Source organism: Helicobacter pylori, assembly GCF_003637685.1.
Classification (GTDB): Bacteria; Campylobacterota; Campylobacteria; order Campylobacterales; family Helicobacteraceae; genus Helicobacter; species Helicobacter pylori_CJ.
Map to the genome: position 1 here is coordinate 1 of NZ_MVWW01000006.1, position 23,598 is coordinate 23,598.

Here is a 23,598-nt window from a genome sequence, read left to right on the forward strand (position 1 = left end):
CTTTTATTAACCCTTTTATTCTCTCTCTCATTAATCCGTGCCACAACATTTTTAAACCATTTGATTCCATAAGCCCCATTTTTATCAGTGGGGCTTACAGAGTTAAATTCAAAGGAGAAATGATGGCTCAGTTAGAAGATTTAAAAGTGCATGAAAAATACAATTTGTTGTTGTGCTTATTCAAAAGCGATTATTACAACGATCCAAAAAATACGGATTTAGAGGGCAAGCCTTTCAAACAAGCTTGTGAGGAATGCACTTTGATTTTTTTTCGCCCAAGAATGGATAATGTAGCTGAATATAAAGATTTTGAAAAAGTGCGTCAAGCGGACTATGCTGTTGCTATTGTGTATGAGAAATCAGCTATTAAAGGGGTTAAAATCCAACGGAGTGTTTTTGCCCTAAAGATTGACCATGACACTATTGGGACTGATGAATAGGGAGCGTTAAAGGTTGAGGGTGTTTGCGCTCAAAAAGGGAGCCAAGAATACGAAGAATTAGTCAATAAAAACACTTGGCATTTCACGCACAGCACAAGACTTGGACAACCAAAATTGATTGAGCGAAAAAATTAAGGGATTATGGGTTTTTAACTCATAATCCCATTCATTTAAGAAAGGATTTTAATGGAATTGTTAACTTTAGATGGCGTGGTTGAAAAAGGCGTGTTTGAAATCCCTAGCTATCAAAGGGGGTATGCATGGCAAATAAGGCAATTGAAGGATTTTTGGAACGATTTAGAGCATGTCTCTAAGCTGGGAGATAAATTCCATTACATGCACAGCCTAACCTTAAGAGGGCTTGAAAATGAGCTTGAAGATAGCGCTTTTGAAATCATAGACGGCCAGCAACGATTGACTACGAGCTTAATTTTATTAGGCCTTTTAGCCAAGATTACTAAACATAAAGACCCAAAGTATGATTCAATGAACCTTGAACCCGTTCTGTCCTATAAGTATTATGGTTTGAATGAAGCTTTTAGGGCGATCATGGGAGAAGAAAAAGATTTAGAAAAGTTTCAAACTTCTTTTTACGCTAAAAATTTGATTGACGCTCATGCATTTTTTCAAGAAAAAATCAGCGATACGCCTATGGAAACGCTTGAAAAAATGTTTGATGTTCTCACTAAAAAAATGCTTTTTAGCGTGGCAGAATTGAATGATAATCGAATCGATCCGTTCAGCTCTTTTGAAACGATCAACAATCGTGGTAAGGATCTATCCACTCTGGAATTGTTTAAAAACCGCTTGCATTTTGTAGCGCACAAGATTTGTAATGGACAAAAATTAGAAACGCTTCAAAAAGAGATCAATGACACCTATACGATCATTTATTACGATTTGAGGCAATTTAAAGATGATGATTTAGAGAAGTTTTTAAAGCATTTCGTAGAGTATTATTATGGCGAGAAAAGGGATTTTAAAAAGAGGTTATTGGAAATGGAGTTTAACGCTCATAGTTTAACGCTCATAAAAGATATACCCCTAACACACCCTTTAGCGATGAATATGACAAAATAGACGAGTTGTTATTTTATCTTTCTTACTCTTCTAAAGTTTGGAATTTCTTGCACACGCTTGATGAAAAAGCTATCACCCTTATTTTTAATGACAATAAAAAGATTGAGATGGAAATCACGCCTAAAATGCACGGCTTGCTAGACAAAATGCGGCGCTTAAACGCTTTGAGCGATAACGCTTTTCTGCCCTTATTGCTCTCTCTTTTTACCATACAGCTTGTTAAAAAAGGTGCTAACAAACAGCCTTATACCACCAAAGAATTAGAGGACTTGTTGGAATATTTAGAGCGTTTCGGGTTTTTGATCTATGGGGTTGCTGGCAAGAATACGGCTAAAAATGAATGGATTGGATTGGCTTTTATGGCGTTCAAAGCGTATAGAGAAGGAGAAGGGAATATTACTATTGAAGATCTCCCACCATTAGAAAAGCATTTTTTCAATAAACAAAACAATAGCGCTTTAGAATTGCTTGAAGAGAATATCCATTCCAAAAGGAATACTGAGAAGTGGTATCAGTGGGGCAAGGCGTTGAATTACTTGCTTTATGAATACGAACTATACCATAACCCTAAAACGACTTTGAATTTTGATAGCAGTTTAGAAAGCATTGAACATATCTTGCCTCAAAAACCCGATCAAGGCTACAACGCTAAAGAAAAAAATTGGGCTAAAAACCCCCATGTCGTGCATGCTTTAGGGAACTTGCTCTTAATTCCTAAAAACGCTAACAGCTCTTTAAGCAACAAGCCTTTTGATGAAAAAAGAAAAGAGTATATGAAAGGCTCTTATAGTGAAAAAGAAGTGGCTAAAAACGCTTCTTTTGGGATTATAGAGATTCAAAAAAGGAGCGAAAAACTATTAGACTTTTTAATCGCACGCTATCGCATCGCTGAATTGGTGGGCGAAAATGCGATTAAAGCTTTTAAAAACGCTCTTTTAAAAGAGATCAAATGATGCGATCACTCAAAAATAAGGTGGCGTTTGAAAAACGCCCACCCCACAACAAGGAGGAACAAGCCATGCCAAAAAGATAAAAAACACTAAAAAACATTGAACGACCGATTATAGCGGAATTTAAAACAAATTTTTATCAAGGAGTATTTTATGGGTTTTCAAAATGAAAACAAATTAAAAGTAGGGGCACTAGTCAAAGCCACAATCAATAACAAAGTGGTGGAGGCTAAAGTCATTAGCATTGGGTTCAATCGTGTAACCTTAAGGAGCGAAAAAGGCAACCAAGCCTCATACGCTTTCAATAGCGAAAAGTTCTTAAAATGGTTCAATCAAGTTCCATTGACAGAGCATATGAGACTTCACGCTGAAAACAAGCAAGATAGCGCCGATGATTTGCTCAAAGGGATTAAAATCGTTACGAGCAGACCAAGTGTTAAGGAAAGGACTTCAACTCCTAAAGAGCCTAAAGAAAGCAAATATAAGCTTGACTTTGAGTTTTTTGGTAAAGATGAGGAGACTAGTTCGTTTTTAGCGACTGCGAGTTTGTATGCTAATACCGAGAGAAAAAGACGCTTAAGTTCTTTGTTCGTGCCTATGGTGTTTGAGGGACAAGGTTTTCAAGCGAGTATGATTATTATTCACGCTTTAACTTGTGCTTCAAAATTAAAGCACCATAGCGATGAGGAGTGGTATCAAATGATTAAAAACCGAAACACAGACGAGTGTTATTGGGATACCTTTGATGATATGGACAGAGAGGATATTCGCTTATTCTGTAATTTGATTGTCGCTTATGCCGATGATGAAAAAGGCGAAATTACTCTAAACGACCCTTTTGCTAAAGTCTTGCCTAAAGATGAAAAAGAGGCGATGTTTGTGGCACAACTCTTATGCGATGGCGGTATCAATAAGTATGACTTAAGTTGCGGAGGCTTAACTGCTAGCTTATTAGCGGACAATCTCGGTAGTTATGGGTTGCTAACTGAAAGCGACTTGTTAGAAAACGAGGGCGAGGCTCAAAACTAAACCCCCCCCCTTACTCTCTTGTGAGGGGTCTCCTTTTTTTAATCTCTTTTTTTTCTCTTTTATTCTTTTCTTTTTTCATTCCCTCTCTAATCTGTCCATTTAATTTTGTTTAAAATATATTATGTGTATAATCCATAAGGAATTTAATCAAAGGTAGTGCCATGCTTATAAACGCTGTCATAGAAAAAGATGAGAATGGGTATTTTGCTTTTGTCCCCTTTCTAAAAGGCTGTGTATCACAAGGGAAAAGTTATGAAGAGGCCTTAAGAAATATTAAAGAAGCCATAGAGCTTTATTTGGAAGCTTTAGAAGCCGATGAGTTAGCTTTTCTTTCTAAGAAAAATTCTGTAATAGCACCCATTGAGATAGCTTTTGCCTGAATTGCCACGACTCACAGCTAAAGAAGCAGAGAAACTATTATTGCAGAATGGGTTTGTTTTCTCTAGGCAAAAAGGCAACCATAGAATTTATGTGAAAGATAAAATTAGGCAGGTTTTGCCTTTTCATTCTGGCGGAATTTTGCACCCTAAATAGTGAAAGAAATCATGGAAAATGCCCTTAAATGAAATCTCAAAGAAGTCTTAAAGATCTTAAACAATATAAAAACCCAACAAAAAGCGTTTTTAGTGGGTTTTTGCGTTTAAGAAATCGTGCGCAAATACCCGTTTTCGCTCAGCATGACATACAAGCGCCCCATGATTTCTTTCTTTTCTTCCATGTCTAGTTGGTTGTTGTCTTCAATTTTTTGTTTTAAAAGGCGCTCGATCTCTTTAGTGTCGTAGTCTAAATCGTCTAGCACGTCTAAAATCGTTTGGGCTTCACAAATATCTTCCACTTCATAATCGCCTTTTTCATCAAAAACCACGCTAAATTCCGTAGGGTGCGTGAATAAATTGTGTTTCATGCCTAAAACTTCTTGATACGCTCCCACTAAAAAGAACGCTAAAAAGTATTCTTCTTCATCTATGTCTATATCATGCAAAAACAAGGGCTTCGTGGAATCAAAAGCGATTTCCCCATCGCTATCGCAAGTAATATCCCACAAGCTCGCACTTCTGGTGGGCTTTTCATCTAATTTATTCAAGGGCATGACCGGGAAATTCTGCCTCAAGCCCCAATAATCCGGCAAGCTTTGGAAAAACGAGCAATTCAATAAATAGCGCTCTTGGACTTGCTCTTGAATGCGTAAAATATCGTTATGATCCTTAACATAAAGCAACTGCACCGCTTTTTTGACGATCAAATGGGCTAAAACTTCAGTGTTGCTTCTGTCAATCAAATCAATATAGCCCAAATCAAAAAGCGTGAATAACGACTCGGTGTGATCAAAACTATCATGCAAGTATTCAATGGCGTTTTTTTCGTTGATGTTAGCGAGCAAGTCTAGCATTTCATCAATCAAGGGGGGGTTATTATTTTCTTTGATTTTTAGGGATTTTTCATTGTATTCATGCGAAAACAATTCTAATACCGGGGCCACTAAAACGGCATGGTTAGCGGAAATATAACGGCCTGATTCAATGAAAATGTCCGGCTCTATTTCCTGCTTATTTTTCACAATTTCCCTCAATAAAAACACCACATCAGCGCTAAATTCCTCTAAAGTGTAGTTTTTATCTTGGTGGTGCTTGTGTTGGGTGTATTCTACGGCTAACCCCCCTCCAATATTCACGCTATTAAGGTTTTTAGCGCCCATTTTACGCAATTCTGCATACAAGTTGCCCGCCTCTCTTAAAGCCTTTTTTAAGGGCGAAATATCGCTGATTTGAGAGCCTATGTGGAAATGTATCATGTGAAAATGCTCTAGTAAGTCGTTTTCTTCTAAAAGGCGCATCGCTTCTAAAACTTCCGTGCTGCTAAGACCAAATTTAGAATTGATCCCCCCACTCTTTGCCCAAACGCCAGTGCCAGTGCTGTGCAAACGGATGCGAATACCAATTTTAGGGCAGGCTAAAAACTCGTTTTGTTTAGCCACAGCGATAATGGTTTTCAACTCATTCAAACCCTCAATCGTTAAAGTGATCTCATGTTGCATGCTTTTAGCGATAAAGCCAAGCTCAATCATTTCTTTGTCTTTAAAGCCATTCACGGTGATAGGGGCTTTAGGGTTAGTGTAGCTCATCGCAATGATGAGTTCGGATTTACTCCCGGCTTCTAAACCATAATCCAAGCCCTTAGCCCCTTGCACTAAAGGGAAAACAAACGAGGGCATTTGATTGACCTTTAAAGGGAAAACCGCCTTAAAAGCCCCGCTGTATTGATACTCTTTAATCGCTGAAGAAAACGCATCAAACAGGCTTTTGATTTGTTTTTGCACCAAATGGGGGAATCGCACCAACAAAGGCCCTCTATAACCCTTATCGCGCACGCTTTGAACGATTTCTAAAAGCGAGGGGTTTTTGCCATGACAAACTTTAACCAAGCCTTTTTCTATCTTAAATTCGTTATTGCTCCAAAATTTAATCCCATAATCATGGACTTCTTGCATTTTCTATCCTTTTATCACGATAAGGTTTTAAAGAGATGGGGGTTGTTTTTAAAATCTTTGATCGCTTCTTCATAAACTTTTTCAATTTGAATGACTGAATTTTCTAAAGTGTAGTTTAAAGCGCTTTTAGCGTATTCGTTTTGCATTCTTTCTCTTTCAAGCTTGTTTTCTAACCACCAGTCTATTTTAGCGCTCAAATCTTTAGCGTTATTGGGCTCAAACAATGATCGTTCATCTAGAGCGAATTGCCTGGTCGCGCTTAAAGGGCTATTAGCGATAACAGGCACAATCCCCACGCTAATGGCTTCTAAACACGCAATCGCTTCGCTTTCCACATTGGCTGTGTGCACATAAAGGGTACAAGTTTTTAAAATCTCTAACAATTCATTGGAATTGACAAACCCAAACTCCGTTTTTACGCCTAGTTTTTGGGCTAGAAGTTTGATTTTTTTCTCATCAGGACCTTTGCCTTTGAGTAATAATACAATGTCTTGTTTGTATCGGCTTAAAGCAATCGCCTTAATGAGAACGCTTTGATTTTTTTCATTAGAATAGCGCCCTACCATAGCGATTTTAAAGGGCGTGGTGTCAAAAAGGCTTTTTTGCGGATGCTCAAATCTAAACATGGGATCAAAGCCGTTAGAGATAGCGTATTTTTTCCCTCCATAGTTGTATTTTTCCAATTCTTCTACAATGAATTTTGACGGGCAATGGATATGGTGGATATAGCGGTAATGCGAAGATTTAAACCACGAAAAAAGCATTTTATTGAGCCAAGAAAATTGCCCTAATTTCATGTTATAAGAAATATGCTCTGGCTGTAAATGGAAAGAGCCAATGTAAGGCACTTGCATTTCTCGCGCGATTTTTACGGCTGTTTTTTCTAGCAAAAAAGGCAAGTAAGTATGGATCATATCCGCTCCCTTAAAAGCCTTCCTTAAGATTTTTTCATCCGGTTTAGCAAAAAGAATGTGTTGTTTGTGTGAAATTTCTGTAACTAGGGGGATATAGCGCTCTTTAAGGTTGTAATACCCCTCTTCTTCACTCCCTAAATTATCCACATGAGGAGCAACCACTCTCATTGTATGCCCTCTTTTTTTCAACGCTTCAAAAAAACGAAACGCTGTCATAGAAGTGCCATTACTGGTGTCTTTAAAGCTGTCCACAACTAACACAATAACCATTCAACTACTCTTCTTTAAAATTAAATTTAAAAGGCTTTTTATCAAACACCACGATTTCTATCATTCCCTCTAAAACCTGAATGTCTAACACAAACGCCTCTATTTTTATTTCAGCTTTTTTCACGCCATCTTGAATCACTTGCGCTTTAATGAGCGCTTCTTGATTCAATTCTAGGGGAGCATAAAAATTGATGTTATTAGAAACCACCACGCTGTGCTTTTTATTCAACGCGCACAAGGCCGCATAATTGCACGCAATAAGCACAAACCCGGCATGCACAAAATTTTCTTCATACACCATGCTTTCATTACCCTTGAAACGCGCATGGGCTATATCTTTTTCTAAAACGATTAATTCAGTGCCAACGCTTGGTTTGAAATTCTTACAAGTCTCTAAAGAGTCATAATCCACACGAACGACTGATTCTTGCACTATTTAATCCTTTATTAAAGCTTGCTTGGTTTGAGCATTTTAAAATACCCCCTTAAAGGAGCGTCATACCCCTCTAAAGTTTTAGAGTGATCCGTTTTATCCAAAAAATCTTCTAAACTCTGCCCCAAAATAAAATCCGTTTTACGCTGTTCTTTAGGCGTGGTCTTTGAAACGCTAAGAATCTCAAAATTTTCAAACCCCACCCTTTCGCACCACCCTTTTAAAGCGCTAACGCTAGGGATAAAATAAACATTTTTCATTTTAGCGTAAGTTTTTTTAGGGCAAAGGGCGATGTCTAGGGGCGAATCAATGATAAGCGTATCCAACACCAACTCCCCTTTTATTTTTAAAGCATGATACAAGGCTTTTAAAGCTTCTAGCGGGCTTTTTCTGTGGTATAGCACCCCTAAGCAAAAAATGACATCAAAAGCGTTAGGGTATTTTTCATGCAAACCCTCTACCCCTAAAGACTCGTAGATGATTTTTTTTTCTTTATCAAAAAAGGGGGCTAAAAATTCAAATTGTTTTTTGACTAAAACGCCCGGATCAAACCCCACCAAACTTTTAGGCTTATGTTCTAGCATCTTAAACAAGTAATAGCCGTTATTGCAACCCACATCAGCCACTATTTTGTCTTTTAAAAGAGTGGCGTTTTTGACTAGATCCCATTTAATGGAGCTATCCCATTCGCTATCAATCTTGATTTGAGAAATTTCAAAAGGGCCTTTACGCCATGGCCTTAGAGCCATGATTTCTTCTAAAAGGGTTTTTGGATTGAGATTATCGTTACAAATGAGCATGACTTACCATAGCGTGGGGGTTTTTTTAAAAAAAGGGGGGTTTAAAAGGGATTCTAAATGATGGGAGCTAATCCCATAAATAAAAGCGAAATTAAACGCTAAATTTTTTAATTGCTCTTTTAAGTTGTTTTGGGTGGTGTAACAATAAGGGTTATTTTTTTCAAAGAAAGTTGCGCTGTTTTTACGACAAAACACGACAATTTTCCCCCACGATAAAGTCTCAAGGGCTTTTTGAAGCATCATTTCAAACAATTCTTTTGACGCCTCAGCGACAACCACCCTTGCCGTTGCGCCATAGGGGGCTATTTCTAAATTTTTATTCACAAAAAAGGGTTTGCAATGATCTAGCGGGTATTCTTTTTTGCCTAAAAGATTCAAATCAAACTCAATTTGTAATTTCTCGCACAATTGAATCACCCTTTTTAAAGGCTCTAAAAAGATGCATGGCATTTTTAATTCGTATTCTTGTTTTTCATAGACTAAAGCGCTGCAAAAAAAGGATTGGTTGAGAATCATTAAACGACTTTCTTTCAAACATTCTCTCAAGCGCTCTTGCTTATAAAACAAATGAAGCCACTCCAATTTATCAAAAAAGGCTATTTTACACCCCTCTATAATGAACAAATCTTCAAGGCTCTCTTTCAAGCACCACACAAATCCGCTCACCATGATTTTAGAAGCGATCTCTAATTCTATGGGGCTTAACAGCGCCCCGACCACGCGCTCATTCAACAAGCAAAATTTAAACAAATGGTTCAAAGAATGCTCTATGTCTTTAAGCTTGATCCATGCCACATCCCTATCGCTTAAAGGATATTCTCCTGTGTATAAAATCCCATAAGCCCCTAACTCTAAAGCTTTAGGAATGAGCGTGTGATCTTTAGCCACAAATAAAGAGCCTTTTTGGACTTTGTTTAAAGACAAGACAATGGAATTGAAATAGCTGATTGAGGGCGTGTTTTGCAATTCGCCCAAACTCAATTCTACGGCTTCATTCACCCCTAATCGCATTTAGCTGATCAAACTTCCTGCAATTTTTTCTCTGGTAGGGCTGATTAAAGCCAGATTATCGCTATCTCGCACCGCTAAAATCATGCCCTCACTCATTTCGCCCATAAGCTTTGCAGGCTTTAAATTAGCCACTACGCACACCATTTGACCCACCAAGCTTTCAGGATCATAATCCAAAGCGATCCCTGAAATAATCTGCCTCAAACGATTTTCGCCTAAATCCACTTTTAAGCGCAATAATTTATTGGATTTTTCAATCCTTTGAGCTTCTTTGATAAGCCCCACTTTAATTTCTACTTTTTTGAAATCCTCAATGCTGATATAGTTTTCTTGTTTTAGGGTGGCTTTTTCTTTTTCTTGATTTTCTTTTAGTGGGGCTTCTCCCGCTTTTTCAGTCTTTTCAATTTTCTCAATTTTGGAAAATAAAGGCTCGGTGTCTTGTAAAATCATATCTTGTAATTTTTTAGCCTTAAAAAAGCGTTCGTAATTATTAGGCGTGATTTCTACACGAAAAGCGCTCGCTAATTTCACAGCGCTCTTTGGCATGAACGCATAGAGTAAAAAGCTTGATTGTAACAGCGCGTTTGCGATCAAACCCAACAAAGCTTCTAGTTTTTCTGATTCGTTGTTTTTGTGCAAGATCCACGGCTCTTCTTTAGCGATGAGTTTGTTTAAAAAATCATAAACGCCAAACAACTCCTCTAAAGCTTTATGCAATTGCATTTTAGGCACAAAAGAATTAGCGTTATCTAAAATTTGATGCGCTTTTTCTAGCTCTTTAGGATAATAAGCGGTGATTTTGGCGCTTTTTAGAGAATAATTGAAATATTTTTTAGCCATGCCTAGCAAGCGATTCAGCAAATTCCCCAAATCGTTATTCAAGTTCGCATTGATCCTTTCTGTTAACGCTTTTTTAGAAAAATCCCCATCTTGCCCAAAAGGCACTTCACGCAATAAAAAATAGCGTAATTCTTCAATCCCATACTCCATAGCGAGCTTTTGAGCGTCTAAAACATTACCCAAGCTCTTACTCATTTTCACGCCCTCTATCGTCCACCACCCATGCACGCAAAGCTGTTTGAATAAGGGCAAATTCAAACTCATCAAAAAAGCTGGCCAATAAATGGCATGGAAACGCAAAATATCCTTACCCACAACATGCCTAGTGCATTCAAAATGCGCCATTTTATTGTCTAAACCATTCAAATACCCTAACGCGCTCGCATAATTCAATAAAGCGTCCAGCCAAACATATACCACATGTTTAGGATCGTTCATCTTTTTAGGCAAAGGAATGCCCCATTCAAAGCTCGTGCGCGTGATAGACAGATCCAATAAACCCTGCTCAATAAAAGAAGTTACCTCATTTTTACGATAAATAGGCAAAATCGCTTCAGGGTTTTTAGCGTAAAACTCCAATAAAGGCTTTTCATACGCGCTCAATTTAAAAAAATAACTCTCTTCTTCTAAAAGCGTGGTCTCTCTCAAGCAATCAGGGCATAAGACTTTATCGTTCGTATTGTCCGCTTTAGAAATCGCGCAATAACTCTCACAACTCACGCAATAATACCCGCTATAAGTGCCTTTATAAATATCCCCTTTTTCAAACATGATTTCAAAGGCGTTTTGCACGCATTTTTGATGCTCGCTGTCTGTGGTGCGGATAAAACCATCATAATCCAAATTGAAAAAATCCCACTGGTTTTTAAAAATCGCACTAATGCTATCAGCGTAAGCTTTAGGGCTTTGATTCCTTAGTCTCGCGCTTTGTTCGATCTTTTGCCCATGCTCATCGGTGCCGGTTAAAAAAAAGACTTCTTCGCCTTGAAGCGTGTAATACTTCTTTAAAGTATCCGCAATCAAAGTCGTATAAGCATGGCCAATATGAGGGATGTCATTCACATAATAAATGGGGGTTGTGATCAGTGATTTTTGCATCTTTATAATCGTGTTACCTTAAATTTGTTTAAATCTTTTAATTTTAACATGCTTTTTAAAATTTAGAGAATAGAGGTTGAATTTATGCTTATTCATGGGGTGTTTTTAGTTTAAAATTCATTATAATTAACGCTCAAAAAATTGAAAAATGAGTTCAAGGAATTACAGATGATTTCAAAATTTTTGCTCAAAAGCATGTTCAAGCAGTGGAAAAACGGCGATTATCAGGTCGTTTTTTGGGACAATAGCGTTTATAGGAATGGTGAACATTCGCCTAAATTCACCCTTAAAATCCATCGCCCCCTGAAATTTAGCGACATTAAAAAAGACATGTCTTTGACGATCGCTGAAGCTTATATGGACGGCGTGATTGATATTGAAGGCTCTATGGATGAGGTGATGCACTCTTTGTATTTGCAAACCAATTATGAGCATTTGCACAAACATGATAACGCTAAAGCTATCCAAAAACCCATCAAAGAAAGCTCCAACATTTCTAAACACTACGATTTAGGGAATGACTTTTATTCTATCTGGTTGGATGAAACCTTAAGCTATTCATGCGCTTATTTCAAAAAGGACGATGACACCCTCCATGCCGCCCAACTCCAAAAATTAGATCACACTTTAAAAAAGCTCCATTTAAAACAAGGCGAAAAACTGCTGGATATAGGCTGTGGCTGGGGCTATCTCTCTATAAAAGCCGCGCAAGAATATGGGGCGGAAGTGATGGGGATCACCATTTCTAGCGAACAATACAAACAGGCTAACAAACGAGTCCAAGAGCTAGGGCTAGAGAATAAAGTAACGATCAAATTATTGAATTACCAGGATTTAGACGGGCGTTTGTACCGCTTTGATAAAGTGGTGAGCGTAGGCATGTTTGAGCATGTGGGTAAGGATAATTTGCCCTTTTATTTCAAAAAAGTTAAAGAAGTGTTAAAAACGGGCGGGATGTTTTTGCTCCACTCCATTTTATGCTGTTTTGAAGGCAAGACTAACGCATGGGTGGATAAATACATCTTCCCGGGCGGCTACTTGCCCTCTTTAAGGGAAGTGATGAGCGTGATGAGCGAATGCGACTTCCACTTGCTCATGGCTGAAAGCTTACGCATCCATTATGCCAAGACCTTAGACATTTGGCGAGACAACTTCAACCACAATCTAGATGAAGTGAAAAAACTCGGCTATGACGAAAGATTTATCCGCATGTGGGATCTGTATTTAAGGACTTGCGCTTCCGCTTTCAGGGTGGGGAGTGCGGATTTATTCCAATTGCTTTTAACCAACAGCGTAGATAACACTTTCCCCTTAACCAAAGAATACATCTACCAATAATTTTAGATTTTAGCCCCTTCTTTCAGGCTAACTTCTGGCAAACTCTCCACATACAAACTCTGTGATGGGAAAGCAAAACTCAAATGGTGCTTTTCTACAATCCCCATGATTTTTAGCATCACGTCTTCTTTGACTTCTAGCCACTCTTCCCAAACCACTGTTTTAGAAAAGCAATACACTAAAATATTAATAGAGCTGTCCGCAAACTGATCTAAAAAGACAAACAAATTGTTTTTATACCCTAAAAAATCGTCAATAGAAACAATATCTTTTTTAAACATGTAGCGGTAATCGCTCGCATTTTGCAAAGCGCTATCGGCTCCATTGGCGATTTTAGGGTGGTTTTCTAGCATTTCTTTAATGTCTTTCACGCAAAGCTGTAAAGTGCTTTGGCTAGAGCTATAGGTTAAGCCTATTTCCATTTTAATACGCCTTCCCACTTTACGCCGGCTCCAATTCCTGATGGGTTTTCCGGCTAACTCTGAATTAGGCACGGACAAAAGAGCGTTATCAAAAGCTCTGATCGTGGTACGCCTTAACCCCATTTCCACCACCGTGCCCTCCACTTCACCGCACACGATCCAATCCCCTTGAGAAAACGAATTGTCTAACAATAAAATGACAGAAGCAAAAAAATTCGCCAACACATCTTTAACCGCCAAAGCCACCGCTAACCCCCCAATCCCTAAAGAAGCGATGATGGCTGAAATGTTAAACCCTAGTTGTTTCAAAACCCCTAAAAGCGCGACAATAAAAATCAAAAAATACACGACTTTTAAAATCAAGTTGATCACTTCTTTTCTAAAATTGTGCGTGCTTTTGGTAGCCATATTCGTAACTAACGCTTCCCCATAGCCTTTAAAAAGCGCTATCACTAACCATGCTAAAAGCATGATATACACCGCACCCACCCACATAGAAACTTTAGGGGGCGATGCGTTAGGGTAGTAGAAGATATCTAAAGCCACATCGCAACTGAATAGGGCTAAAAAGACAGAAACCGGCGAAACAATGCTACTTTGCACATTGACATGCATTTTTTTATTGCGCTGCATGATTTCAAAAATACGATCTAACAATAAGGCTAAAAGCCAAGTGATCAACTTCCTTAAACCCAGCAATAAGGCTAAAATCATCAAAGCTAGCGCGATCTTACTCACTTGCAAGCTATGGGCTGTGAAAGGCAAGACCTTGCTGATTTTGTTTAACACAAAATCCATATTCACTTCCATAATCAAGTTCTTAGGAAGCACTTCTTTAGGGTGGTTTTTAATGTAACGCAAGACTTCGGTGTAAGTGTTCAAACGCAATTCATAATCGCTAAACATCTGCTCTAATTCATGCATTTTGACATTGTCTAAATTTTTAGGGAAAGTGTAGAGTTTGAATTGCCCTAAACGCAAAAGAAAAGCATCGCTGATACTTTCCACATCTTTTTGTTCGCTAAAAATATCAATACTGCTCCTGATTTTATCTATAAAACGATACAAAATTTCATCTATCAACAAAATATCTAAAGACAATCTATCTTTCATGAAAGTGTAGAAATCATCGCCCTTAATGCTTTTAGACAAACGCTTTTTGATTTTCTCTTGCTCTTTTAAATTTTGATTGATATCAATGCCGATCTTATCCCTTTCATTCAACACTTTAGAAGTCAAACTTTTAATCAAGTCGTTCTTTTGGGTGTTATACAGAGAGACTTCAGCGCTTCTTTCAGGGTTTTTTTTGTAAGTTTCAATGACTTGATTGAGCTGGTTGATTTGATTGAAAATCAAAAACAAATCCACCGCATCTGTTTCATGCTCTTCAACCGCTCTCAAAGGATTTAAAAAGAGCGATAATACCAATACCCACCACAATAATAAACGCATGCGAAACCCCACTCAAACAAGATAAAATTTTTCTCACAATTTCTAGCGATTATACCAAAAATTAGAAACGCTTCGCCCCATAAAGTTACCCATGCAATTTGAAAACGCTTTTTATTTATCCCTAAAAAGCGGGCTTCATCCCAATTGTGAGCCTCTTTTCAGATCGCTACATCGCTTGATGCGATGCTTTGAGTATTTTTACATTTTACAATTAAAATACAGCCTTAATTTTTAACAAATCTTGCTTTATTTAATATTTTTATAGTAGGATTTCGCATAGGCCGTAGTCAAAAAGCTTTCCCTGTTCGGTGCAATAAAGTCACGGATAATGTGCATGTCTTTTATTCTTACATGTTTCACTTTTTAGGTTTTTATAACCGCTTTTATTAAATGTTTTCATGTAAGATCTGTGTTTTAGAAGTTCCCAACCCTACTTCTTGTGATTGAGCTATTTTTAATGATCAATCTTTAGAAGAAAGAACCATAAAAATGTAGTATCCTATGCCTACAAGAAAAACAAGAATCAAGAAAATGAGTAATCCCCACTCTAAAGAATCCATAACTCCTCTTTAAAGAATGTCAAAAGTGGTGCGCTTGGCAGGACTCGAACCTGCGACCTACGGCTTAGAAGGCTGTTGCTCTATCCAGCTGAGCTACAAGCGCATTGAATGGTATTAATGTTAGGTGGTACGCCCGAAGGGAGTCGAACCCCTAACCCCCAGATCCGAAGTCTGGTGCTCTATCCAATTGAGCTACGAACGCTTACAATTCAAATAAAGGAATGACTAACATAAAAACTTGGTAAAACGCTTATTTAATGAGATGGGGTGGAAGATGGGAATCGAACCCACGACCCTCAGGACCACAATCTGATGCTCTAACCGACTGAGCTACTCCCACCATTCAATGAAAGGAAGCGATATTCTACCAAAGAATTTTAAACAGAACAACAAATTATGCAAAAAAGTGGTCGGGGCGAAAGGATTCGAACCTTCGACCCCTTGGTCCCAAACCAAGTGCGCTAACCAGACTGCGCTACGCCCCGAAATTTTCACATGAAGTGTTATTATAACTGAATTCTCTAATTTTTGAGCGTAATTTTTCAAAAATACCGCTAAAAATCAAAATTGACGCTCAAAAAACACCTAATCCAACTCCCCAACCCTTTTAAAAGTTACTTTTTTAAAAACAACTCTCAATGATTCTAAGCTTTTCGTTCCTTAAAAACTACTTTCGTTTTTTCATTTCACTAGAAACTTTTTCATAACGTTCCATGTGTTTTTTGCTCAACTCTTTGGTGATATGTACCATCACTTTGTGATAGGCCTGATTCATGATTTTTCTAATGGCTTGGTCATGGTCGGTTTCCTTAATCTTATACACAAAAGTTTTGGGGACAAAACCTCCAGAATTGGTGCGCCGCAATTCCACCCTTTCAATCACAGCTTTAATCTTTGAAACATCAATACCAAAACTATGGATAATATCTTCACTTTTTGGCTCAACAAAATTCAAGTTCAAATACCCTGAAGACATGTCTATCACTTTTTCTTCATTAAGCGCATCGCTCTCTTCTACAATATCTTCCAAGATAGCCACATTCCCATCCATGCGTAAAACGAGCAACGCTTTTTCTTTGATGTCTTGAGGGATTTCGCTAACATCTTTAAATTGCGAAACGCTATAGCCTTTCCTCTCTAAAAAACTACTCAACTGGAGGAACAAAGACTTCTCAAATTCTTTTTGATAATTTTCAGGGATAACCTTATTAGCCTCTATCTTAGGATCGACTAAGACAACCAAATGGTTATTTTTAGGCTCTTGCTTGCCTTTAATAGGATAGTGGAAATGCAAATCCACTGACTCGCCCATATTATTGTGTTGCTGTTTCATAGGCATCCCATCAGCTAGAGCCGTATAAAACGCCCCACTTACTAGTAACGATCCTAAAACGATTGCCAAACTACCTTTTTTCATTAAATTCCTTTCTTTCTTTTTCTTTAAAATCAATTCCTAATCTTACCCAAAAAATCCCACTTTTAGCGCTATTTTTAAGATAATCATTCCCATTCAATCGTTCCTGGCGGTTTAGAGGTAATATCATACACCACCCTATTGATACCGCTCACTTCATTAGTGATGCGGTTAGAAACCTTTTCTAAAAAAGAATGCTCTAAAAATGAAAAGCTCGCTGTCATGCCATCGCTCGCATTCACCGCTCTTAAACAAATAGCGTTTTCATAGGTGCGATTATCCCCCATAACCCCCACAGAATTGACATTCAACAGCACGCAAAAAGCTTGCCAAACCTTGTCATACAAATTGGCTTTTTTAAGCTCTTCTATAAAAATAAAATCCGCTTCTTGCAAGCGCTTGATCTTACTCTCACTGATTTCGCCTAAAATCCTTACAGCAAGCCCAGGCCCTGGAAAAGGGTGGCGCATTAAAAAATCCTGACTAACGCCCAATTCTTTACCCAATAAGCGCACCTCATCTTTAAACAATTCCCTTAAAGGCTCTATGAGTTTAAAGTCCATCCATTCAGGCAGTCCGCCCACATTATGGTGGGTTTTGATCACTTTTGAAGGCCCTTTAACGCTCACAGATTCAATCACATCAGGGTATAAAGTGCCTTGGGCTAAAAATTCAATTTTGCCTTTTAAATGGTGCTTTTTGGCTTCTTTTTCAAACACTTCAATAAAGGTTTCGCCAATGATTTTTCGCTTCAATTCAGGCTCGCTCACGCCCTTTAATTTAGATAAAAAGACTTCTTTAGCGTCTATCGTGTTTAAAGGGATTTGCAAGTCTTTAAACATCGCTTGGACTTTTTCTTTTTCATTTTTACGCAACAAGCCATGATCCACAAAAACAGCGATCAAATTATCCTTAATGGCTCTGTGCAATAGCGTAGCGACCACCGTAGAATCCACGCCCCCACTCACCGCGCACAAAACCTTAGCGTTAGCAATTTTTTCTTTCAACCTTGCAACTTCTCTTTGAGCGAAATGCTGCATCCCCCAAGTTTTTTCACAGCCGCAAACTAAAAGGGCAAAATTTTCTAAAATCTTACCCCCTTCTTCGCTTTGAACGACTTCTGGGTGGAATTGCAAGCCAAAAATCTTGCCGTTTTCAATCGCGCAATGGGGGGAATTAGGGCTTTTTGCAAGGGTAATAAAGCCTTTGGGCAATTCTATGACTTTATCCATATGGCTCATCCACACAAGGCTTTTAATCTTCACGCCTTCAAAAATCACGGAATTTTGAGCGATTTCTAAAACAGCCTTACCAAATTCTTGCTCATTCGCGCAAGCCACCACCCCCCCAAAAAAATCCACCAAATACTGCATGCCGTAGCAAATCCCCAAAATCGGCAAATTCAAATCAAAGATTTTCTCGTTAGGCTTATAAGCGTCTTTAGCGTACACGCTCGCTGGCCCCCCGCTCAAAATCAAACCTTTAGGGGCTTTTTTTTGAATGTTTTCTATGCTTTCAAAAAAAGGGACTATTTCTGCATAAATCCCGCTCTCCCTCAATCTTCTAGCAATCAGCTGTGTGTATTGGCTCCCAAAATCTAATACTAAAATCATCGCTCATTCTTTATTTTTGTTTGTGTTTTATCATACTGGCTCTTATAATCCACCCTGTGGCTCTCAGCTAACTCAGGCGCTTTTTGCACAAACCAGCGTTCCAATCTTTCTAATTCGTATCTGTAATTCCCACCTTTTGAGCAGTATTGAGAATCAATCAGCGAAAACGCATAGAGCGTCTTACTTTCTTTAGATTGGAATAAAAACTCCTTATGGAATAGCGCTTTTTTAGGCATGCCGCTCATTAGGGCCTCAGGCAATAAAAAAGCGTCAAAACCACAAAGGACTTTTTTACTCAATTTATTGCTTTTGGTAACCACAAAAATGAGATCTGTTTTCATGTCTTGTTTAAAAGCTAATGAAAGCACATTTAAAAAGGGCAGAGCTAAACTTTTATCCACCCTAACCTTAAAAGCTTTGGAATCCCCCAATAAGACCCCCATAAACAAAACCAACCCCACGCAACATTTCAAACTCATTTGAAAAACGCTCATCTTTTATAATCCTTGACTTATCATCGGTTGCATAATAGTTGCATAACTATAGGCTACATGACGCAAAGTATTATAATATAAAAATTAAGAATCGCCCCACGCTTTGACTTGGCTAGTAGTCAAGTCTTTAGTTATTAAGTCTTTATTGGGTAAAAACACTCTCATGCTAGTATTTTCACTCCGTTTAAGCCCCAATGATGCTTGGTGTTGAAATAGAATGGTAGGGCTTGACTAATTCATACCTTCTAAGTCTTCTGATATTGACTAAAGCGGTATTGGCTGAAATGGCTTGTGTCATGCTGCTTGTGGGGCGTAAAGAAGTGAGCGTATTCACATGCCCTGCATTGCATCGTGGGTTTCTAACCCTCACATCTTCTGGGTCATACCATGCCCCTTTTTGGATACTCAAAACCCCTTGACGGATATTCTTAGTTACAAACGCCCCTGCTAACAACCTCCCCCTAGCGTTAAACACTTCTACAATTTCACCATGCCTAATGCCTAATTTATTAGCGTCTAGTTCGTTGATCATTACAGGCTCTCTGCCTTGAATTTTATACACATTCCTAACCCAAGTGTTATCAAGCTGTGAATTGACACGGTATTTTGGGTGCGGAGAGATTAAATGGAACGGATAAATCTCAGCCATTTTAGAGCCTAGCCACTCAGCTGGCTCAAACCAAGTAGGATGCCCTTTAAAATCGGCCAATTTAAAATCCGCACATTTTTGAGAAAAAATTTGAATTTTCCCGCTCTCTGTATCCAGCTTGTTAGCGATAGGGTCTTGCCTGAATTTCGCATGACGCACAAACTTTCTCGCATTTTCAGGGATTTCAAACTCCACAAAGCCATCCCTCCAAAACTGATCAAACGATTTCAAAGTAGGGCCATCGCTTTTTTCATAAAGGCCCTTAATCCATTCCATGTAACTCTTAGATTCAGTGAATTTCTGCTCTGTTTCATTGCCCCCAATGCGTAAAGCAAGTTGCCTGAAAATCTCATAATCGTCTTTAGATTCATAAACAGGCTCTATTACCTTACGCATGGCATAAACCACATTCTTAGAATAACTCCCTCCAAAAGTAATATCATCTCTTTCCATAGTGCTAGTGGAAGCAAAGACAATATCAGCAAATTTCGCCGTAGGCGTCCACCAAGGCTCATGCACGATCACACAATCTAAAGTCCTTAAAGCGCGAATCAGCTCGTTTGTATCAGCTTCATGCCCTAATAAATCCGTCCCGCAATTGTAGATCATTTTGATTTTAGGTAATTTGAGTTTTTTACCCATAAAATCAATTTCTTTATCCGGATTCAAAATCGCTTCAGAAATTCTAGATGCTGGAATAACGCTTTTTACAGAATTATGCCCTTGCGAAATCATAGGAACAATTCTTGCCCCAGAGCTTGCTTGAGCGTTTCCTCCATAATGCATAGAAAAGCCAAAGCCCCCACCCGATAAGCCCACTTGACCAATCATGCTGGCTAAAACAATTAACGCCCAATCCGGTTGCTCGCCATGCTGAGCTCTTTGCATAGCCCAATTACCCGCTAAAAAAGTGCGCTTAGAGACAAATAAATCCGCTAATTCTTTGATTTTTTCTGCGCTCACTCCAGTGATTTGAGATGCCCATTCTAAAGTCTTAGGCACCTTATCGCTCTCTCCTAGCAAATAGGGTAAAAATTTATCAAAACCATCAGTGTATTTAGCGATAAACTCTTTATCGTATTGATTGCTTGTATAAAGATAATGCATCATGCCTAGCATTAACGCTACATCAGTGTTAGGGCGAATGGGTATCCATTCAGCATTAAAGGCTTGAGCGGTTTCGGTATAAATGGGATCAATACTAATGAATTTAATACCGGCTCTTTTATACTTAGGGTAGTAGCTGTCATTGACATGGTTTGGCACAAAATAATCAATGCGGTTGCACTTGAATAAATCCGCCCCCCACATGACATACACCTTACAATTTTTAATCATCTCTTCATGCGTGGTTTGTTGCGAATAGACTTCCATATCCCCTACAATCATAGGGTTTATTCTTGCGGCCGCACCATTACTATATTCCCCATCAGTGCCAATAGCCCCCCCTAAAGTCGTGTTAAAAAAACGCCATGCTAAATGATGACAACGATGCAAGCTGCCCGCATGCCCCCAACCACCATAACTGGCATTATAAATGTTTTCTTTAGGGATTTCTTTAAGCTTTTTAGCCACTAAATCCAACGCCACATCCCAACTCACGCGCACAAACTCTTCCCTCCCTCGCAATTCTTTGTGGTTTTTTTTGTTTTCTAAGAAGCTCTTGCGCACGCAAGGATACTTCACCCTACTATCTGAATACACCCTATCTGCCATCGCTTTTAACATCATAGTAGGGTTATAATCGCTCTTTTGAGGGACAATATCTTTAATCACTCCATTTTGAACCTTTGCGATAAAGGGACCAAAATGCGTTGCATGCGGAATGGATTCTACTTTTTCAAAAACACCAACAGCTTTCAAAACATTAGTGCTAGCGAGCGCGAGTGGGATTTTTGTTAGGATACTTCTGCGTGAAATGGACATGATTCTCCTTCAAGCTTGCATTCTGTTAAAACACCCCAAATTCTAACATAGATTCACCTAAAATTACCGCTAATAAGCCCTCATCATGGGCGTTAATTGAAAACTACTTTTTATTCACGCTGCTCATGTCAGCGACTTTCCCCCACATCAAGCGGTATTTCCTCTTCATAAATTCAATTTCTTCTCTCGCTTGATTGAGTTCATCGCGCAAAAGATCAATGGTTTTTTTATCTTCTTCATAGACTTCTTGCATAGAGATTAAAGCGTCTTTTAAAAACATGTTTTCATTTTTAAAGGCTGAAATCGTTTCATCTTTAGCGCTAATGACTTTATCATGCAAATTTAAAATCGTGTTAATGGTCTTTTCCACAAACACAGGCTCTAAAGAACGCCCGTTCATATCCATAGAAATCAAATTATTTTCTACCTTTTTGATTAGAGCGTTTGTCCCACTGCTTGCATCAATTAAAAGCTTGTTGTGGCTTATTTTGCTTTTAATCTTACCAATATTGACTAATTCTAAAATCCTTTCTTTAGGAAGCCCTGAAAGGCGGCTGAACTCTTCTAATTCAAGCCATGCTAAAGCGCTCAAATCCTCTAAAACCACCGGCTCTTTAGACTCTTTTTCTTTATCCTCTACCTCTTGCTCATTTTGTTGCACCGCTTGCGCTTTGTTCAAATCTAAAATATCCAAATTTTTCCTTAAAAATAGTTTTAGCTTAACGCAATTTTTTAACCGCTTTTTTCAAGCTATCCAGCAAATAATCAATATCGTTTATAGAATGCGTGAAGTGTAAGCTCACTCTAAGCCATCCGGGTTTAGCGTTAAAATCGCTTGACTTTTGAGCGTTAAGATTCAATAAATCATGCCCATAAGGCCCTGCGCAAGAGCAACCTGCCCGGGTTTCAATAGCGTATTCATAACTTAAGATTCTCGCTAAATCATAGGGCGAAATCCCCCCAATATTAAAAGCCACTACCCCCACACGATGCGCTGTTAAATTCCCATAAATATTAATAGCGGGCAAGTCTTTTAAGCCATGCACAAGCACTCTTAAAAGGTTGTTTTCTTTTTTATGGATAAAATCCAAACCGCATTCATCTCTTAATTGATACGCTAGAGCGCTCCTGTAAAATTGCAACAATCCTGGCGTGCCAAATTCTTCCCTCAAAGGCAATTCATCAATAAATTCATGCCGTGTGCGATTAGCGTATTTAATCACGCCCCCTGCACTAAAACTCGGGGGGATTTGCGTGTCAATCAAATCTTTAGAAATGCCTAAAAGACCGCACCCTCCAATACCCCCTAAAAGCTTATGAGGCGCATAAAAACTGGTTTGGTATTCGCAATCTTTAGGGTTAGCATGCGCGCTAAAATTCGCTAAATCCAAAGCCAAATCGGCCTTATATTTCTTACACAACAATGAAACTTCTTTTAAGGGCGTAAGCAGTCCCGTTACATTAGAAGCCGCGCTTATAGAAACCAAGCTGTTAGGGGATTTTTTTAAAGTTTGCTCTAAAATTTCTAAATCAAACAAGCCATGTTCATTTAAAGGGATACGCACCACCTCACACAAGCCTTCACGCCAACTAATTTCATTAGAATGATGCTCATAAGGCCCTACAATCACACGCTTTAAAGCCACATCTTTCAAATACGGCTCTAAATTTTTCTTCGTTTTTGAAGGGATACACACCCCTAAAATTTCTTGAAATTTCTTAATCGCTGAACTCGCCCCATACCCTGCACTCAAGACGCAATAATTATCACTCAAATTTAAAGAACGCTTCAATTTTTCTTGGCACTCTTTTAAAAGCATGCCCATTAAAATCGCATGTTTAGAAGCGACAGAATGAGCGTTCGCGTAATAAGGCAGTAAGGATTTCACGCGCCTTTCCACTAAAGCGCTCGCTAAACCTGAAGCCCCCCAGTCAAAATAAGACACCCCTTTTTTTAAAATAATACTGGATTTAACTTGCTCTAAAGGATTCTCGTTAGGGTTGAGTAAGGGGGCAAAACTCCTGTTTAAAAACGCTTGCACGAACTACCACCAACGCTTTTAATGTTTGTCTCCGCTTAAAATATGAAAATGCAAATGCATCACCTCTTGCCCTGCGTTTTTACCCACATTGGTTAAAAGCTTGTAACCCTTCTCTTTGATTCCTAATTTTTCCACCACTTCAAAAATAAAACTTGTCATTTGAGCCATAAGCTCTGGGGTGATGCCATTAAAATCCTGAATGCTTTGCTTAGGGATCACTAACGCATGCACTTTAGCTTTAGGGTTAATATCATAAAAGGATAAAAAACGCTCGTTTTCTAAAATCTTAGAACAAGGGATTTCGCCTTTGATTATTTTTTCAAACACATTCATGC

17 protein-coding genes, 4 tRNA genes and 3 pseudogenes are annotated in these 23,598 nt (G+C 38.5%); 6 read left to right on the forward strand and 18 right to left on the reverse strand.

The features are described from left to right. Positions 1–122 precede the first annotated feature (122 nt). The 5 genes and pseudogenes from EAL44_RS05225 to EAL44_RS05245 all read left to right on the forward strand — a co-directional run bounded on the left by EAL44_RS05225 (position 123) and on the right by EAL44_RS05245 (position 4,065). Positions 123–575: pseudogene (locus EAL44_RS05225) on the forward strand (hypothetical protein). A gap of 51 nt (positions 576–626) precedes the next feature. After that, positions 627–2,473, forward strand: a pseudogene (locus EAL44_RS05230) (DUF262 domain-containing protein). Positions 2,474–2,623: 150 nt separating this feature from the next. Next, positions 2,624–3,499 carry a hypothetical protein gene (locus EAL44_RS05235; protein ID WP_121075507.1) on the forward strand — a complete coding sequence of 292 codons (876 nt, stop codon included), beginning with the start codon at positions 2,624–2,626 and terminating at the stop codon, positions 3,497–3,499. Positions 3,500–3,660: 161 nt separating this feature from the next. Beyond that, entirely contained in the window at positions 3,661–3,879 is a 219-nt protein-coding gene (locus tag EAL44_RS05240) for a type II toxin-antitoxin system HicB family antitoxin (protein WP_079307853.1), read from the forward strand. Continuing rightward, positions 3,872–4,065, forward strand: a pseudogene (locus EAL44_RS05245) (type II toxin-antitoxin system HicA family toxin). Before EAL44_RS05240 ends, EAL44_RS05245 begins: the two are co-directional and overlap by 8 nt. A gap of 74 nt (positions 4,066–4,139) precedes the next feature. Here EAL44_RS05245 and speA read toward each other — a convergent pair. From speA to metG, 6 genes are read right to left on the reverse strand one after another with little or no spacing between them, the layout of a single operon-like run. Further along, the gene (gene speA, locus EAL44_RS05250; protein WP_100984793.1) at positions 4,140–5,987 is read right to left on the reverse strand and encodes an arginine decarboxylase; all 1,848 of its coding nucleotides are present in this window, start codon (positions 5,985–5,987) and stop codon (positions 4,140–4,142) included. A gap of 14 nt (positions 5,988–6,001) precedes the next feature. Next, a complete protein-coding gene (locus tag EAL44_RS05255) occupies positions 6,002–7,171 on the reverse strand; it encodes a glycosyltransferase family 4 protein (RefSeq protein WP_121075513.1) in 1,170 nt (389 codons plus the stop codon). Between the two features lie 4 nt (positions 7,172–7,175). After that, positions 7,176–7,604: a hotdog domain-containing protein gene (locus tag EAL44_RS05260; protein WP_060473381.1), complete on the reverse strand. Its 429-nt coding sequence runs from the start codon at positions 7,602–7,604 to the stop codon at positions 7,176–7,178. Between the two features lie 14 nt (positions 7,605–7,618). Then, positions 7,619–8,404, reverse strand: a complete 786-nt coding sequence (cmoB, locus tag EAL44_RS05265; RefSeq protein WP_121075516.1) for a tRNA 5-methoxyuridine(34)/uridine 5-oxyacetic acid(34) synthase CmoB — start codon at positions 8,402–8,404, stop codon at positions 7,619–7,621. Positions 8,405–8,407: 3 nt separating this feature from the next. Continuing rightward, positions 8,408–9,415 carry a ferrochelatase gene (locus EAL44_RS05270; RefSeq protein ID WP_121075519.1) on the reverse strand — a complete coding sequence of 336 codons (1,008 nt, stop codon included), beginning with the start codon at positions 9,413–9,415 and terminating at the stop codon, positions 8,408–8,410. Beyond that, on the reverse strand, positions 9,416–11,353 hold the full coding sequence (gene metG, locus EAL44_RS05275) for a methionine--tRNA ligase (protein WP_121075522.1): 1,938 nt from the start codon (positions 11,351–11,353) through the stop codon (positions 9,416–9,418). Between the two features lie 168 nt (positions 11,354–11,521). Between metG and cfaS the strand changes: the two genes are divergently transcribed. Next, a complete protein-coding gene (gene cfaS, locus EAL44_RS05280; protein ID WP_121075525.1) occupies positions 11,522–12,691 on the forward strand; it encodes a cyclopropane fatty acid synthase in 1,170 nt (389 codons plus the stop codon). Positions 12,692–12,693: 2 nt separating this feature from the next. On the opposite strand, the gene EAL44_RS05285 is transcribed toward cfaS, so the two are convergent. From EAL44_RS05285 to EAL44_RS05350, 12 genes are all read right to left on the reverse strand, one after another. Beyond that, positions 12,694–14,565: a mechanosensitive ion channel family protein gene (locus EAL44_RS05285; protein WP_121075528.1), complete on the reverse strand. Its 1,872-nt coding sequence runs from the start codon at positions 14,563–14,565 to the stop codon at positions 12,694–12,696. A gap of 586 nt (positions 14,566–15,151) precedes the next feature. After that, positions 15,152–15,228, reverse strand: a tRNA-Arg gene (locus EAL44_RS05295). 22 nt (positions 15,229–15,250) lie between these two features. After that, positions 15,251–15,327, reverse strand: a tRNA-Arg gene (locus EAL44_RS05300). 61 nt (positions 15,328–15,388) lie between these two features. After that, positions 15,389–15,465: transfer RNA gene (locus tag EAL44_RS05305), tRNA-His, on the reverse strand. A gap of 67 nt (positions 15,466–15,532) precedes the next feature. Then, a tRNA-Pro gene (locus tag EAL44_RS05310) sits at positions 15,533–15,610 on the reverse strand. A 182-nt stretch (positions 15,611–15,792) separates the two neighbouring features. Next, positions 15,793–16,542 (reverse strand): HpaA2 protein, encoded by a 750-nt coding sequence (gene hpaA2 / locus EAL44_RS05315; RefSeq protein WP_121075531.1) that lies wholly within the window; start codon positions 16,540–16,542, stop codon positions 15,793–15,795. Between the two features lie 83 nt (positions 16,543–16,625). Beyond that, complete coding sequence (gene guaA, locus EAL44_RS05325) at positions 16,626–18,152, reverse strand: glutamine-hydrolyzing GMP synthase (protein WP_121075534.1); 1,527 nt, start codon at positions 18,150–18,152, stop codon at positions 16,626–16,628. Beyond that, positions 18,149–18,646, reverse strand: a complete 498-nt coding sequence (locus EAL44_RS05330) for a hypothetical protein (protein WP_121075537.1) — start codon at positions 18,644–18,646, stop codon at positions 18,149–18,151. The genes guaA and EAL44_RS05330 overlap by 4 nt, the downstream gene beginning before the upstream one ends. Positions 18,647–18,830: 184 nt before the next feature. Beyond that, positions 18,831–21,221 carry a molybdopterin guanine dinucleotide-containing S/N-oxide reductase gene (locus EAL44_RS05335; RefSeq protein WP_121075540.1) on the reverse strand — a complete coding sequence of 797 codons (2,391 nt, stop codon included), beginning with the start codon at positions 21,219–21,221 and terminating at the stop codon, positions 18,831–18,833. A gap of 103 nt (positions 21,222–21,324) precedes the next feature. After that, on the reverse strand, positions 21,325–21,915 hold the full coding sequence (locus EAL44_RS05340) for a DUF3972 domain-containing protein (protein ID WP_000352066.1): 591 nt from the start codon (positions 21,913–21,915) through the stop codon (positions 21,325–21,327). 25 nt (positions 21,916–21,940) lie between these two features. Beyond that, the gene (locus EAL44_RS05345) at positions 21,941–23,263 is read right to left on the reverse strand and encodes an aminotransferase class V-fold PLP-dependent enzyme (RefSeq protein ID WP_121075543.1); all 1,323 of its coding nucleotides are present in this window, start codon (positions 23,261–23,263) and stop codon (positions 21,941–21,943) included. Positions 23,264–23,281: 18 nt separating this feature from the next. Continuing rightward, the gene (locus EAL44_RS05350; protein ID WP_001100331.1) at positions 23,282–23,596 is read right to left on the reverse strand and encodes a histidine triad nucleotide-binding protein; all 315 of its coding nucleotides are present in this window, start codon (positions 23,594–23,596) and stop codon (positions 23,282–23,284) included. Positions 23,597–23,598: the final 2 nt, after the last annotated feature.